Origin of the sequence: Streptomyces sp. CB02261, from assembly GCF_001905665.1 — a bacterium.
In the GTDB taxonomy this organism is placed as follows: domain Bacteria; phylum Actinomycetota; class Actinomycetes; order Streptomycetales; family Streptomycetaceae; genus Streptomyces.
On the sequence record NZ_LIVX01000007.1, the window covers coordinates 81,959 to 96,658 of the forward strand.

General features: G+C 75.1%; 9 protein-coding genes. 3 read left to right on the plus strand and 6 right to left on the minus strand.

Going from position 1 to position 14,700, the window contains the following annotated elements; genetic code table 11:
- The first annotated feature begins 236 nt into the window (after window positions 1-236).
- Both AMK29_RS22995 and AMK29_RS23000 read left to right on the plus strand, forming a co-directional pair.
- Window positions 237-1,415: an exonuclease SbcCD subunit D gene (locus tag AMK29_RS22995; protein WP_073816050.1), complete on the plus strand. Its 1,179-nt coding sequence runs from the start codon at window positions 237-239 to the stop codon at window positions 1,413-1,415.
- Entirely contained in the window at window positions 1,412-4,513 is a 3,102-nt protein-coding gene (locus AMK29_RS23000; protein WP_073816052.1) for an AAA family ATPase, read from the plus strand. The genes AMK29_RS22995 and AMK29_RS23000 overlap by 4 nt, the downstream gene beginning before the upstream one ends.
- On the opposite strand, the gene AMK29_RS23005 is transcribed toward AMK29_RS23000, so the two are convergent.
- From AMK29_RS23005 to AMK29_RS23015, 3 genes are all read right to left on the minus strand, one after another.
- Window positions 4,503-4,952: an Lrp/AsnC family transcriptional regulator gene (locus tag AMK29_RS23005; RefSeq protein ID WP_073816054.1), complete on the minus strand. Its 450-nt coding sequence runs from the start codon at window positions 4,950-4,952 to the stop codon at window positions 4,503-4,505. The two genes, AMK29_RS23000 and AMK29_RS23005, sit on opposite strands and share 11 nt — an antisense overlap.
- A 68-nt stretch (window positions 4,953-5,020) precedes the next feature.
- Window positions 5,021-6,724 (minus strand): DUF885 domain-containing protein, encoded by a 1,704-nt coding sequence (locus AMK29_RS23010; protein ID WP_198942320.1) that lies wholly within the window; start codon window positions 6,722-6,724, stop codon window positions 5,021-5,023.
- Window positions 6,725-6,773: 49 nt separating this feature from the next.
- The gene (locus tag AMK29_RS23015) at window positions 6,774-7,271 is read right to left on the minus strand and encodes an Lrp/AsnC family transcriptional regulator (protein WP_073816058.1); all 498 of its coding nucleotides are present in this window, start codon (window positions 7,269-7,271) and stop codon (window positions 6,774-6,776) included.
- Window positions 7,272-7,330: 59 nt separating this feature from the next.
- On the opposite strand from AMK29_RS23015, the gene AMK29_RS23020 reads away from it, so the two are divergent.
- Window positions 7,331-8,572, plus strand: a complete 1,242-nt coding sequence (locus AMK29_RS23020) for a trans-sulfuration enzyme family protein (protein WP_073816060.1) — start codon at window positions 7,331-7,333, stop codon at window positions 8,570-8,572.
- Here AMK29_RS23020 and AMK29_RS23025 read toward each other — a convergent pair.
- From AMK29_RS23025 to AMK29_RS23035, 3 genes are all read right to left on the minus strand, one after another.
- Window positions 8,469-9,935 (minus strand): GNAT family N-acetyltransferase, encoded by a 1,467-nt coding sequence (locus AMK29_RS23025; RefSeq protein WP_073816062.1) that lies wholly within the window; start codon window positions 9,933-9,935, stop codon window positions 8,469-8,471. The two genes, AMK29_RS23020 and AMK29_RS23025, sit on opposite strands and share 104 nt — an antisense overlap.
- Before the next feature lie 88 nt (window positions 9,936-10,023).
- Window positions 10,024-12,783, minus strand: coding sequence for a DUF6493 family protein (locus tag AMK29_RS23030; RefSeq protein ID WP_198942321.1), 2,760 nt, complete (start codon window positions 12,781-12,783; stop codon window positions 10,024-10,026).
- A gap of 182 nt (window positions 12,784-12,965) precedes the next feature.
- Window positions 12,966-14,558 (minus strand): alkaline phosphatase D family protein, encoded by a 1,593-nt coding sequence (locus AMK29_RS23035; protein WP_073816064.1) that lies wholly within the window; start codon window positions 14,556-14,558, stop codon window positions 12,966-12,968.
- Window positions 14,559-14,700: the final 142 nt, after the last annotated feature.

The window sequence follows — 14,700 nt, forward strand, 5'->3', positions numbered from 1 at the left end:
GGAGCGGGGGCGCGCGAGGCGCGGCCCGGGCGCGCGTGACGCCCGACACGTGACGGACCGGAACCGGCCGCCGCCCACCCCTACTCCCCGGCCCGCGCCGCCCGTTCGGCACGCGCGGCCCCCGCACCGGAGCGCGCGAGCGGGCCCGACCACACCCCCCGGCGGGATAGCGTGGAGGCCGCACACGACGGGCACGAGCGGCGAGGAGCGGCGCACATGCGGGGTGGGACGGCATCGTGAGGCTCCTGCACACCTCCGACTGGCACCTCGGCCGGTCCTTCCACCGGGTCGGCCTCCTCGGCGCCCAGGCCGCCTTCCTCGACCGCCTCGTCGCGACCGTCCACGAGCACCGCGTCGACGCCGTCCTCGTCGCCGGCGACGTCTACGACCGGGCCGTGCCCCCGCTGCCCGCCGTCGAGCTCTTCGACACCGCGCTGCACCGCCTCGCCGAGGCCGGCGTGCCCACCGTCATGATCTCCGGCAACCACGACTCGGCCCGCCGCCTCGGCGTCGGCGCCGGACTCATCGAGCGGGCCGGCATCCACCTCCGTACCGACCCCGCCGGCATCGGCACCCCCGTCGTCCTCGGCGACGACCACGGCGACGTCGCCCTCTACGGCCTGCCCTACCTCGAACCCGCCCTCGTCAGGGAGCAGCTCGGCGCCGAGAAGGCCGGTCACGAGGCCGTGCTCGGCGCCGCCATGGACCGGGTCCGCGCCGACCTCGCCGCCCGGCCCGCGGGCACCCGGTCCGTCGTCCTCGCGCACGCCTTCGTCGCCGGCGGCGCGCCCAGCGACAGCGAGCGGGACATCACCGTCGGCGGTGTCGCCGCCGTCCCCGTCGGCGTCTTCGACGGGGTCGACTACGTCGCTCTCGGGCACCTCCACGGCAGCCAGACCCTCACCCCGCGCGTGCGCTACTCCGGGTCGCCCCTCGCGTACTCCTTCTCCGAGGCCGACCACCGCAAGACGATGTGGCTGATCGAGCTGGGCCCCGGCGGTCCTGACGGGGCCGTCGTCACCGCCGAACGGCTCGACTGCCCCGTCCCGCGCCCCCTCGCCCGGATCAGGGGCAGGCTCGACGACCTCCTCGACGATCCCGCGCTCACGCCCCACGAGCAGGCCTGGGTCGAGGCCACGCTCACCGACCCCGTGCGCCCCGCCGAACCGATGGCCCGGCTCACCGGACGCTTCCCGCACACCCTGAACCTGGTCTTCGACCCCGACCGGACCGGCGACGACCCCGCCGCCTCCTACGCCCAGCGGCTCCGGGACCGCACCGACCAGCAGATCGCGGAGGACTTCGTGGCCCATGTGCGCGGCGGCGCGGCCCTCGACGGGGCCGAGCGGACGGTCCTCCACGGGGCCTTCGACGACGTGCGGGTCGACACGGCCGAGCGCGAGGTGGGCCGGTGAGGCTGCACCGTCTGGAGATCACCGCGTTCGGCCCCTTCGGCGGCACGCAGACCGTCGACTTCGACGCCCTGTCCTCCGCCGGGCTCTTCCTGCTCCACGGACCCACGGGCGCCGGCAAGACCTCCGTCCTCGACGCCGTCTGCTTCGCCCTGTACGGGAGCGTGCCCGGCGTCCGGCAGAACCCCGGCACCTCCCTGCGCAGCGACCACGCCCCGGTCGGGACCTCCACCGAGGTCGTCCTCGAACTGACCGTGGGGGAGCGGCGGCTGGAGATCACCCGGCGCCCCGCCCAGCAGCGCCCCAAGAAGCGCGGGGACGGCTTCACCACCGAGAAGGCCCAGACCTGGCTGCGCGAGTACGACCCCGCCGCCGGGACCTGGGCTGGCCTCAGCCGCTCCCACCAGGAGATAGGGGAGGAGATCACCCAGCTCGTCGGCATGAGCCGCGAGCAGTTCTGCCAGGTCGTCCTCCTCCCGCAGGGCGACTTCGCCCGTTTCCTGCGCGCCGACGCCGAGGCCCGCGGCAGGCTCCTCGGACGCCTCTTCGACACCCGGCGCTTCGCCGCCGTGGAGGAGCGCCTCGCCGAGCTGCGGCGCGCCGCCCAGCAGCAGGTGGAGGAGGGGGACGAGCGGCTCCTCGCCCTCGCCCACCGGATGGGCCAGGCCGCCGGCGGCCTCGGCGTCGCCCGTTCCTCCGTCGAGGGGCGGCCCGGCGACCCCGGGCTCACCGACGCGGTCCTCACCTGGGCCGCCGTCGCCCGCACCGAGGCCCACGAGGCCCTCGACATCGCTCGGGTAGGGCTCGACGCGGCCGAGGCCCGGCAGGGCGCCGCGCGCGCCGCGCTCGACGCCGAGAACGACCTCGCCGCCCGTCAGGCCCGGCACGCGGACGCGCTCCTCCGGAAGGACCGGCTCGCCGCCCGCGCCCCCGAACGCGACCGCCTCCAGGCCGCTCTCGACCGCAGCCTCAAGGCGGACCGGGTGGCCCCTGCGCTCGGGCTGCGTCAGGACGCCGAGCGCGAGCACGCCACCGCCCGGGCCGCCCGGGAACGCTCCCGCGCCCTGCTGCCCCCCGACCTCGCCGACGCCGGGGCCGACCACCTCTCCGCCCTCGAACACCGGCTCCGCGAGGAGCTCGGTGGCCTGGAGGCCGCCCGTCGCGCCGAGCGCCGCGCCGCCACGGTCGCCGAGGAGCGCGCGGTCCTCGCCCGCGAGGCCCGCGCCGACGACGACGTCCTGCGGGACGCGGCCGACTGGCTCGCGGGCTGGGAGCCGCGGCGCGCCGCGCTCACCGAGCGGGCCGAGGCCGCACGGGACGCCACGGCCCGCGCCGAACACCTCGCGGGCCGTCTGGAACCCGCCCGCCGCCGTCTCGCCGCGGCCCGCCGCCGTGACGCCCTCGCCGAGGACGCCAGGACCGCGGAGGCGCGCCTCGCGGACGCCCGCGAGCGCCGCAACACCGCTCACGAGACCTGGCTCGACGTCAAGTCCCGCCGCCTGGAGGGCATCGCCGCCGAACTCGCGGTCACCCTCACCGACGGCGACCCCTGCCAGGTCTGCGGCTCCACCGCCCACCCGGCGCCCGCCCGCACCACCGCCGACCACGTGGACCGCGCCACCGAGGAAGCCGCCTACGCGGACTACACCCGCGCCGAGGAGACCCGCACGGCCGCCGAACGCGAGCTGGCCGTGACCCGCGAGTCCTGGTCCACGGCCCGCACGGAGGCCCTGGCGGGCGCCGCCGCCTCCGAAGCGGGGGGCGCCCGGTCCGCGGCAGACGCCGCACCCTCCGCAGCAGCCGCGGCCTCCGGCGCGACCGACCCGTCCGTCCAGGAACTCGCCCGCGAGGTCGAGGAGTTGACGCTTCTGCACGCCGAGGCCCACGCGCTCGCCGGGCAGAGCCACAGCGCGCGGGAGACGCTCGCGCGGGCGGAGCGGGAGTACGAGGAGCGGGTCGCCGTCCAGCGGGAGGCCGAGCGGCGGGTCGCGGCCCGGACCTCGCGGCGCGAGGCCCTGGAGCGGGAACAGGCCGCGCTCGACGAGGAACTCGCCCTGGGGCGCGGCGCGTTCGGCACCGTGGCCGAGCACGCGACCCGCCTGGAGCGCCGGATCGCCCTCCTGGTCGACGCCGCCGGAGCCGTACGCTCCGCCGAACTCGCCGCCCAGCGGCTCAAGGAGGCCGACGACCGGCTCGCCGACGCCGCCTACCGCGCCGGCTTCGCCACCCCGGCCGAGGCCGCCGCCGCGCTCCTCCGCGAGAGCGAGCGCCGGGACCACCAGCACCGCGTGGACGCCTGGCAGGCCGAGGCCGCCGCCGTCGCGGACCGGCTCGCCGAGCCCGGCACCGTCGCCGCCGCGGCCCTCCCGCCCGCCGACCCCGCCGGCGCCACGGCCGCCCACACGGCGGCCGAACGGGCGCTCCGCGAGGCCGCGTCCGTCCTGGCCGCCGCCCGGGAACGCGTGGCCGACCTCGCAGGACTGTCCCGGCAGGCCGTGACGGAGGTGCGCCGACTGGGCCCGCTCCGCGAGGAGTACGACCGGGTGGCCCGCCTCGCCGCCCTCACCGCCGGTACCTCCGCCGAGAACGAGCGCCGGATGCGACTGGAGTCCTACGTCCTCGCGGCCCGCCTGGAACAGGTCGCCGCCGCCGCGACCGCCCGCCTCCAGCGGATGTCCTCCGGCCGCTACACCCTGGTCCACTCCGACGCGCGCTCCGGCGGCAAGCGGGCCGGACTCGGACTGCACGTCGTCGACGCCTGGACCGGCAACGAGCGCGACACCGCCACGCTCTCCGGCGGCGAGACCTTCTTCGCCTCGCTCGCCCTGGCCCTCGGCCTCGCGGACGTGGTCACGGACGAGGCGGGCGGCGTGCGGCTCGACACCCTCTTCATCGACGAGGGCTTCGGCAGCCTCGACGAGCAGACCCTCGACGAGGTCCTCGACGTCCTCGACTCGCTGCGCGAGCGGGACCGCAGTGTCGGCATCGTCAGCCACGTCGGCGATCTGCGCCGGCGGATCCCGGCTCAGCTGGAGGTCGTCAAGGCGCGGCAGGGCTCCGCGGTGCGGCTGCGCACGGGTGGCGACGCGCTCAGCGGCTGAGCGAGCGCCGGGGCAGCGGCGAGGAGTAGACGACGCTGGTCGTCACCGCGCCGAGCGTGGAGATCTTCCCGGTGATCTCCTCCAGATGCCTCATCGAGCGGGCGGCGACCTTGAGGACGAAGCAGTCGTCGCCGGTGACGTGGTGCGCCTCCAGGATCTCCGGCGTGGTGCCGAGCAGGTCGTGGAACGGCTTGTAGTTGCCGTGCGGGTAGCGCAGCCGTACGAACGCGAGAATGGGCAGGCCGAGCCGGTCCTGGTCGACGATCGCCGTGTATCCCGTGATCACCCCCGCCTCCTCCAGGCGCCGCACCCGGTCCGTCACGGCCGACGGCGACATCGACACCGTACGGGCGAGCTCGGCGAAGCTGGCGCGGCCCTCGGACTGGAGGGCTTCGAGGATGCGCCAGTCGGTGGCGTCGGGGGTGTAGTCGGTGGTCATGGACGAGGAATAGCAGGGGATTCCCCGGTCGATCAAGCGATCGGCCGGGGAAACCCGTCGGGACGGCCTCAGAGGCGCGAGAGTTCCTCCACCAGGTCGTCGAGGCCCAGTGGCCCCTGCGAGAGGGCCGCCATGTGCCAGGCCTTCGCGTCGAACGCGTCGCCGTGCGCCGCCCGCGCGTTGGCGCGGCCGAGGAGCCAGGCGCGCTCGCCCAGCTTGTAGCCGATGGCCTGCCCCGGCATGGACAGATAGCGGGTCATCTCGCTCTCCACGAACGACGGCGGACGGCTGCTGTGCCGCTGGAAGAACTCCTGGGCCAGCTCGGGCGTCCACCGCTCCCCGGGGCGGAACGGCGAGTCCGCCGGGATCTCCAGACCCAGGTGCATGCCGATGTCCACGATGACCCGACACGCGCGCATCATCTGGCCGTCCAGATATCCGAGCCGCCGCTCCGCGTCGGGCAGGAAGCCGAGTTCGTCCATCAGGCGCTCCGCGTAGAGCGCCCAGCCCTCCATGTTGGCGCTGACCTTGCCGATGGTCGCCTGGTAGCGGGAGAGCCGGTCGGCGACGTGCACCCACTGCGCGATCTGGAGGTGATGGCCGGGGACGCCCTCGTGGTACCAGGTCGACACCAGGTCGTACACCGGGAAGCGGGTCGTGCCGTCCACCGGCAGCCAGGTGCGCCCCGGGCGCGAGAAGTCCTCGGACGGGCCGGTGTAGTACGGCGCGGCGGCGCCCCCCGGCGGCGCGATGCGGGACTCCACGCGGCGGACCCGGTCGGCCAGTTCGAAATGGGTGCCGTCGAGGGCCTCGATGGCCTCGTCCATGAGCTGCTGGAGCCAGAGCCGGACCTCCTCCACCCCCTCGATGTGGGTGCCGTGCTCGTCGAGGTGGGCGAGCGCCTCCCAGGGGTCGGCGCCCGGCAGGATCCGCTCGGCCTCGGTCCGCATCTCGGCGAGCAGCCGGTGGTACTCGCTCCAGCCGTACGCGTACGCCTGGTCGAGGTCCAGGTCGGTGCCGTTGAAGAAGCGGGTCCAGCGCTGGTACCGCTCGCGGCCCACCGTGTCGGGGGCGTCCGCGACGGCCGGGGCGTAGACGTCCCGCATCCAGTCGCGCAGCGCGGTGACGGCCTCGGTGGCGGCCCGGCCCGCGCGCGCGAGTTCGTCGCGCAGCTCCTCGGGCAGGGTGTCGGGCCGCGCGGCGGCGAACTCCTCGAACCAGCCCGGCCTTCCGCTCTCCGCTCCGGACCACTCGGTGAGCTGGTCGACGAAGGTGGCGGTGGGCCGCGGCCCGCCGAACAGCTTGCGCTCCAGACCGAGCGTGAGCGAGGCCCGGTACCCCTCGAGGGCGGCGGGGACGGCGCGCAGCCGGGACGCGACCGCCGTCCAGTCCTCCTCGGTCTCGGCCGCCATCACGGTGAAGGCCAGGCGGACGCTGTGCGCGGGCGAGCGCATGTTGCTGACCGCGCAGAGGCTCTCCTCGGCCTCGTGCACGGCGAGTTCCGCCGTCAGCCGCTCCCGCAGCAGACGGGCGCACCGCCGCTCGGCCTCGCTGTCCGCGCCCGGCGCGCGCTCGGCCTCGTCGAGCCGGGCGAGCGTCCGGCGGGCGAGGTCGGCCACGGCCCGCTGGCCGGCGGGCGAGAAGTCGGGCAGCAGTCCGGCGCTCTCCTTGACTCCCAGGTACGTACCGATGATCGGGTCGAGGGCGATGAGTGCGTCGACGTGGTCGTCGGCGACCTGGCGGGGCAGCGTGCTGCTGGAAGTCTCTGGCATGGGGGTCATCCTGGACTCTTCGGCAGGCCCCCGTCACCCTCGCCAGGCCTCAGTCGGCTGACAAGGAAGGGCCCGCGGAAGGCGGCAGGAGCGGGCCGCACTCCCACTGCTGGAAGATCAGCCGGGTCTCGACGCGGGCGACCTCGCGGCGCGAGGTGAACTCGTCGAGCACGAGTCGCTGCAGGTCGGAGGGGTCCGCCACAGCCACGTGCACCAGGTAGTCGTCGGGTCCCGTCAGATGGAACAGAGCGCGGGACTCCGGGAGGGCCCGGATCCGGTCGACGAACGGACCGATCAGTTCCCGCCGGTGCGGGCGGACCTGGACGAGAAGGAGCGCTTCAAGCCCACGGCCGAGTTTGGCCGGATCCAGTCGTAGCTGGTGTCCGAGGATCACGCCCGTGCGACGGAGTCGCGCCACCCGGTCGAGGCAGGTGGAGGGCGCCACCCCGACCTCGGCGGCGAGTTCACGGTAAGTGGTCCGGGCGTCGTTCTGCAGGAGGCGAAGAATGTGCAGATCGACCGCGTCCAGTACGACAGAATCAGCCATCGGGCGAACGTAGCACGGCGATTTCCCGCTACTTCCCGGTATCCGTTCACAGTGCCGCCATGGACGCCATGGACTACGGCCGCTCGGACACCCCGAGGGCCCTCGCCACCGAAGCCGTGCACGCCGGCCGCGACGACCTCGCCTCGCTCGGTGTACACGCCCCGCCGCTCGACCTGTCCACCACCTACCCCTCGTACGACGCCCGTGCGGAGGCCGCGCGGATCGACGAGTTCGCCACCACCGGGGCCCGGCCCGACGGGCCGCCCGTCTACGCCCGGCTCGACAACCCGACCGTGGCCCGCTTCGAGGACGCCCTCGCGCGGCTCGAGGGGACCGAGGCGGCCGTCGCCTTCGCCAGCGGCATGGCGGCCTTCACCGCCGTCCTCCTCGCCCGGGCGAGCCAGGGCCTGCGGCACGTCGTGGCGGTCCGTCCGCTGTACGGCTGCAGCGACCACCTCCTCGACGCCGGACTGCTCGGCACCGAGGTGACCTGGACCGATCCCGCCGGCATAGCCGACGCGATCCGGCCCGACACCGGCCTGGTCATGGTGGAGTCCCCGGCCAACCCGACCCTCGCCGAGGCGGACATCCGCGCCCTGGCGCACTCCTGCGGCTCGGTGCCGCTCCTGGTCGACAACACCTTCGCCACGCCGGTGCTCCAGCGGCCCGTCGAGCAGGGCGCCCGCTTCGTGCTGCACAGCGCCACCAAGTACCTGGGCGGGCACGGCGACGTCATGGGCGGCATCGTCGCCTGCGACGAGGAGTTCGCCCGCACCCTCCGCCAGGTGCGCTTCGCCACCGGCGGCGTGCTGCACCCGCTCGCCGGCTATCTCCTGCTGCGCGGTCTGTCGACCCTGCCGGTACGGGTGCGGGCGGCGTCGGCGACGGCGGCGGAGCTCGTACGGCGACTGGCCACCGACCCCCGAATCGCCCGGGTCCACTACCCGCGGATCGGCGGCGCGATGATCGCCTTCGAGGTGTACGGCGACCCGCACGACGTCATCGCCGGCGTCCGGCTCATCACCCCCGCCGTCAGCCTCGGCAGCGTCGACACCCTCATCCAGCACCCGGCCTCCATCAGCCACCGGATCGTGGCCGAGGGAGACCGGCGCTCGGCGGGCGTCAGCGACCGGCTGCTGCGGATGTCCGTCGGTCTCGAGGACGTCGAGGACCTGTGGCGCGACCTGACCGAGGCGCTCAGCGCTCCGCCCGCCGCGCTCCCTCGTGTCGCTGTTCCTGCTGCTGTTCCTGCTGCTGCGGGCGGCCGGCCGGTCGCGGTGCCGAGGCCAGCCGGGCAGTGATCACGAGCGTGCCCTCCTCGATCTGGTAGTCGAGGGGCAGGTTCAGCGCCCGCATCGCGGCCACCATCCCCGTGTTGGACGACTGGGTCACGGCGTACACGCTCGCGCATCCGGCGTCCTCCGCCATGGCGACCAGCCTGCCGAGGAGCTCGGAGCCGATGCCGCGCCGCTGCCAGTCGTCCTCCACCATCAGCGCCACCTCCGTCTCGTCGCCGTCCCAGAGCAGATGCCCGAGGGCGACGAGACGGCCGGAGGTCGTCTGCACGGCGAGGGTGCGCCCGAAGCGGGGGCTGAGCAGATGGTCGAGGTAGCGGTCGGCGTCGCCGACCGGGCCGTGGTAGCGCAGACCGAGCGTGCGGGCCGAGCAGCGGTCGTGCATGGCGCGCGCGGCGGGCAGGTCGCGCTGATCGGCGCGGCGGACGGTGATCTCGTTGCCCTCGGGGAGGGTCAGGACGTCCTGGCTGCGCGGGACGCGCGGGCCGAGCCGGGCGTCGAGCTCGACGAGGGCGCGGGCCCGGGCGAACTCGGTCGGGGTGAAGGGGAGATAGGGCCGCTCCACGATGAGGGTGCCGCCGTCGGGGTCGCGCAGCCGCATCACCGTCTCCTCCAGGACCCCTTCGACCGGGGCCTGCTCACCGGTGGGACGGCCCGTCAGCGAGACGGCGGGCACGGTGTGGAGGGTGCAGCGGCCGAGGAGCTGACGCAGCGCGAGCGGCAGTTCGGCCGCGTCGAGAGCGGTACGGGTGGCCAGGCCGAGGACCCGGGTCGGGGTGTCGACCAGGTCGTGGGCGTCGGCCCGTTCGGTCCAGGTGTCACGGCCGCCGGCGGCGGCGGTCTCGCGGGCGAGGGCGTGGGCGGAGAGGTCCGCGGGAGCCCGCAGCAGGAACTCGTCGACCGTGCCGTCGGCCAGCGGATGCGTCTGGAGGGTGAGGATGTCCACGCCCAGGCGGGCGAGGACCGTGCACAGCGCGGCGAGGCTGCCCGGGGTGTCCGCGACGGTGGTGCGCATCCGCCACAGCGTGGTCTCGACGGGCACCCCGGACTCCTCCGCGTGCTCCCGCGTCTCCGCCGCGAGGGCCGCGTCGGCACGGTGGGCCGCGGTGGAGTGCCCGCCGGTGGGACCGGCGGGCGGGGCATGGCTCGCATGACTGTGCCTCCGCGCCCACCAGGTGTGGAAGGCGGCGGTGGCGACCAGCGCGATCGCCGAGAAGACCAGCAGGTAGTGGCCGTCGGGGCCCTTGACGATGGTCTTGGCGATCGTGTCGGCCACCACCACGGCGGTGAACAGGGCGGCGAGCTCGATCAGGTCGTGCCGCCAGTGGTGGGGGCGGCGGGCGCTCTTCGAAGACGTCACATCGGTCATGACCTCACTGTGACCCAGTGGTGTTGCGTGATCACGAACGCTTTGTGACTGACGGGTTAAGCGCCGATCTGGTGCCCTAAGGACTGATTCAGGCCGTTTCTGCCAGGCTCTGATCGGTCCCTTGACGGAGTGCGTTCCGCAGGCGCCGGGCCTGCACCACCAGTTGGGTGGAACCCCGCCCCGAGGCGAGCGCGTCGAGCCCGGCCGGCTCGTCGCGCGCCCCGCACCGCTCCACGCAGTCCGCCGCCACCGCCAGCACCTCGCCGAGCCCCCGCACCGGCGTCGCGGCGGAGAGCGGCCCCGGCAGCATCGCCGCGAGGACCGTCCACACCGTCCCGTACGCCCCGGTGTCCGCCGCCGTCCGGGCCGCGTCCGCCAGCCGGTTCGGCTTGACCGAGCCCTCCGCGACCAGCCACGCCAGCTCGGCGCCGAGCCGCCGGGCGTTCAGCTCGCCCCGCGACGCCAGGACGAGCATGGCGTCCACCGCGCGCAGCCGGTCGTCGGCGTCCACGCAGCCGAGCCCGAACGCCAGGACCAGATGGACCGCTCGGCCGACCGGACCTTCGGCCTCGACCAGCGTCGTCAGCGGCTCCGTGGCCCCTCGCGCGCTCCCGTCGACACAACCCGCGAGGCTCGGCAGGAGACAGGCCGCGAGGACGTCACGGTCGGCCGGCAGGACCGTGGCCCACTGCGCGCGGCTGCTGTCCTCCCCGTGGTGACAGCGACGCGGGACCCCCTCCAGCGCGCCGCCCAGCCATGTGAAGGCGGGCGGGAACTCCTCCCGCACGGTGGCACGGTCGTCGACGTCGACCACGATCCGGTCGATCAGCCACCCCGTCACCGGGGACGGCTCCCGGCCCCGGACGAGGAACCGCACGGACGCCGCCACGGCGTCCTCCTCCCGCAGCCAGGCGGCGAGCCCGCGGCCGGCCGGGGTGCCGAGCGCCGCAGCCTCCTCGGCCGCCCGCCCCGCCGACGGGTCCCTCCGAAGGACCCGGAGCAGGGCCTGGGCGAGATCGGCCGGGGCGGGCTCGACACCCGCGTCCCGACAGGCCCGCAGCCGCTCCACCAGGACCGGCGGGTCGATCCCGCCGGTGTGCCAGGTCGGCGTGGCGAGCAGGAACGGCAGCGCGCCCGTCCCGATCAGGTCGGCCGCCTCCCACAGCCGGACGTCGAGGACCCCCGAAAGAGCCTCGTGGAAACAGGAGTCCGCACCATGTCCCGGGGTCCGGCCGAGGTCCACACGCGCCTGGTCCAGCAGCCCGAGCAGCCCCGCGAGCACCACCTCGATCCCCTGGGCGCGGTCCGTGAAGGAGGAGGCGTCCTGCCACTCGGTCCGGGGGAAGGTCTCCCGCACCGCCTCCACCACGGCCGTCCGGTCGCGGTGCGCGAGCCGCACCAGACCGTCGAGCGCCCGCTCGAACGCCACGGGGTCCTCGGAGAGCCGCTCCACCACCAGCTGCTCCATCAGCGCCTCGACCGTCGTCACCGGCGGGCCGACCGGCTGACGCTCGGGCACCGGCGGCAGGATCTCCTCGTACGCCGCCCCCGCGGGCCCCTCCAGGGCGTCCCCGAACAGGGCCTCGGCGGCCTGCCGGTGGGTCGGGCTCAGCAGCCCCGCGGTCTCGGCCAGCTCGCGCCGCACCTCCGGCTCCAAGGCGCGCAGATGACGGCCCACCAGCTTGAGCGCCCGCTCCTGGACGCTGGTGTCGTCGTTCCCGAAGGCCTCCGTCACGGCGGGCAGCAGCGCGCCCGCCGCGCCGGGCTCCCGCGCCAGGACCCTGCCGACCAGCGCCAGCTGGGCCCGTACCAGCTTCTTCTCGGTCCGGAAGAGGACGCCCGCCGTCATCTCGGCGAGCGCCGCGACCGGCAGCGCCCCCGCGGCGGCGAGATCCGCCAGGACGTCCTGGGCGTACCCGGCGACGGCGGAAGGCGCGTCGGACGCCAGCCCGACCCAGTCCGGGATCCGCTTCCGCAGCTCGTCCGCGCCGGGTTCGAGCAGCCGCGTCACCTCCAGCGGGAAGCGCAGGTTCCGGGCGGGGCCGCCGCGCAGCAGCCGGGTCACGCACAGGTCCAGGATCTGCGCCCGGTCCAGGGTGCCCTCCGTGACGAGCGTCCGCAGCGCCGTGGGCCAGTGCCTCGGCGAGCCGGGACGGACCGTCCGCGTGAACGGCTCGGGGGTCGCGGCCATCGCGAGCGCGTGCGCCACGAGGGCGGGCGTCCGAGGGTCCTCCCGGAGCCGCTCCACGAGCCGGTCGTCGGTGATGTGCCGGATCCACCCGGTGACGTAGCCGTCCGTCGGGGGGACCGCCTGCCCGCTGCGGCTCATCAGGCCGTGGACCAGCGGATAGGCGGCCTCCGCGACGGCCCGCCGCTTGGCCAGGCGTCCCGCCAGGTCCGCCGCCCACTCGGGACCCCGGTCGCCGAGCGCCGACAGCGCCAGGCGTCCGCCGTCCGCCGACCGCGTCAGCAGATCCCGCGCGCCGAGCCAGCTCGCGGCCGCCGCGACCCCCGGCAGACAGCCGGCTCCCGCCACGTACAGCGCGCCGCGGATGCGGTTCGCCACGAACGCGGGCGCCGCCCACTTCCCCGCGTCCACCTCGGCGCGCAGCTCCTTCAGCTGTGCGAGCGCGGTCTTGCGGGCGGCGTCGTCCAGCGGCTCCAGCAGCGCCGGCACGTCGGCGGCCCGGCCCGCGCGCACCGCCGCGAGCAGCCGCTCGACCCCGGAATCTGCCCCCGCGACGCCGACCGTGCCCCCTGCCGCGCCGGCCCCCGTACCGACCGTCGTATCGCCCCCCGTGCCGTCTCCCGTCGTGGTCCCCGCGCCCGTCCCGGTTCCGTCCGCCACGTCGCCCCCCGTGCTCTCCGCGTCCCGCCCCTCCGGCTGGGACCCGTCATCCACGACGGTAGGACCCGGCACTGACAATCACCGGACCGAAGCCTCCCGCACCACTCCTGACCTGGCGTCACGGGCCCGGCCGACCGCGCCCGGCCGTCAGGGCCCGGACACCGCACGGCTCCACCCGGATGTCACTGCCCGACGCGACCGGGCCGCAGCACCTTGCTGAAGAGCACCGACCCGCCCTCGGCCCGCAGGCGCACCGTCAGCTCACCGCTGTGACCGTCGATGTCGACCTCCCCGAAGTACTGCGGGCTCTCCATCGGCGACAGGTTGGCCCGCTCCGGCGCCCGGACGAACACCCGCTCCGGTCCGAAGGTCGCGTCCAGCGCGTTCGCCGGGAAACCGCCCGCCGCGAGAGGCCCGGACACGAACTCCCAGAAGGGCGCGAAGTCCTGGAAGGCCGCCCGCTCCGGCGCGTAGTGCTGCGCCGAGGTGTAGTGCACGTCCGCCGTCAGCCACAGCGTCCCGGTGATCCGACGGTGCTTGACGAACCGCAGCAGCTCCGCGATCTGCAGTTCACGGCCCAGCGGCGCGCCCGGGTCGCCCTGCGCGATCGCCTCGAAGTTCGCCGCGCCGTCCGGTACGACCAGGCCGAGGGGCATGTCCGCCGCGAGGACCTTCCACACCGCGGTCGAGGCGGCCAGCTCCCGCTTGAGCCAGGCCAGCTGTTCGGCGCCGAGGATGCCGGTGGTGTCGTCGGCCTGTCGGCCGGGGGAGTTCGCGTTCCGGTGGGAGCGCATGTCGAGCACGAACACGTCGAGCAGCGGACCGTACCGCACGACGCGGTGCATCCGGCGCTCGCGACCCATACCGCGCGCGTGGAGGGTGGAGACCGGCGTGTACTCGCCGAAGGCGCGCAGGGCCCGCGCGGCGAGGACGTCCACGTCCTTCTCCGTGTAGCGGGCGTCGTCCAGGATCTGGCCCGGGTACCAGTTGTTGCGCACCTCGTGGTCGTCCCACTGCACCACCGACGGCACCTGCGCGTTGAAGGCCCGGACGTTGTGGTCGAGCAGGTTGTAGCGGAAGTTGCCCCGGTACTCGTCGAGCGTCTCCGCCACCTTGGACTTCTCCGGTGTCGTGACGTTCCGCCAGATCCGTCCGTCGGGCAGGGGCACGCTCGGCTGGATCACCCCGTCCGCGTAGACCGAGTCCCCGCTGCACAGGAAGAAGTCCGGGTCGAGACGGCGCATCTCCTCGTACGCGCGGAAGCCGCCGATGTCCGGGTTGATGCCCCAGCCCTGCCCGGCGATGTCACCCGACCACAGGAACCGCACCCCGTCCCGGCGCCGGTCGGGGGCCGTGCGGAAGGTGCCGGTCAGGGGCTCGCCCGTGCGGCGCGGATCGTCCGGGTCGGCGAGCGTGACCCGGTAGTGGATCTGCTCGCCCGCCGGCAGACCGCGCAGCGCGGTGGTGCCGGTGAAGTCCGTGCCCGAGCCGATCAGCGGCCCGTGGTGCCGGCGCACCCGCCGGAACGACTCGCTCGCGGAGGTCTCGACGAGCATCCGCGCCGGCCGGTCCGACCGCACCCACACCAGACCGGAGGAGGTCGTGACGTCGCCGGTCTGCACCCCCCACTCGGCGCGGGGGCGGCCCGACAGGGCGAACGCCGGGGCGGCCGACCACGTACCGCCGAGGGTGAGCGCCGCCGAGGCGGCGAGGGAGCCGCGCAGCACGCTGCGGCGGGCGGGGGAGGGGGACGATCCGGGGACGGACTGGGACATGGAAGGGCCTCCGAGGCGGTGTCCGGGCGGGGGCGGTGCGTCGCCCCATGCCTAACGGCCGGGGACGGCGCCCACACGAACCCCGCGTGAACAGATCATCGGGCCCGCCCCGCGCCGGATCCCGCGCACGCCCCGCCACCGG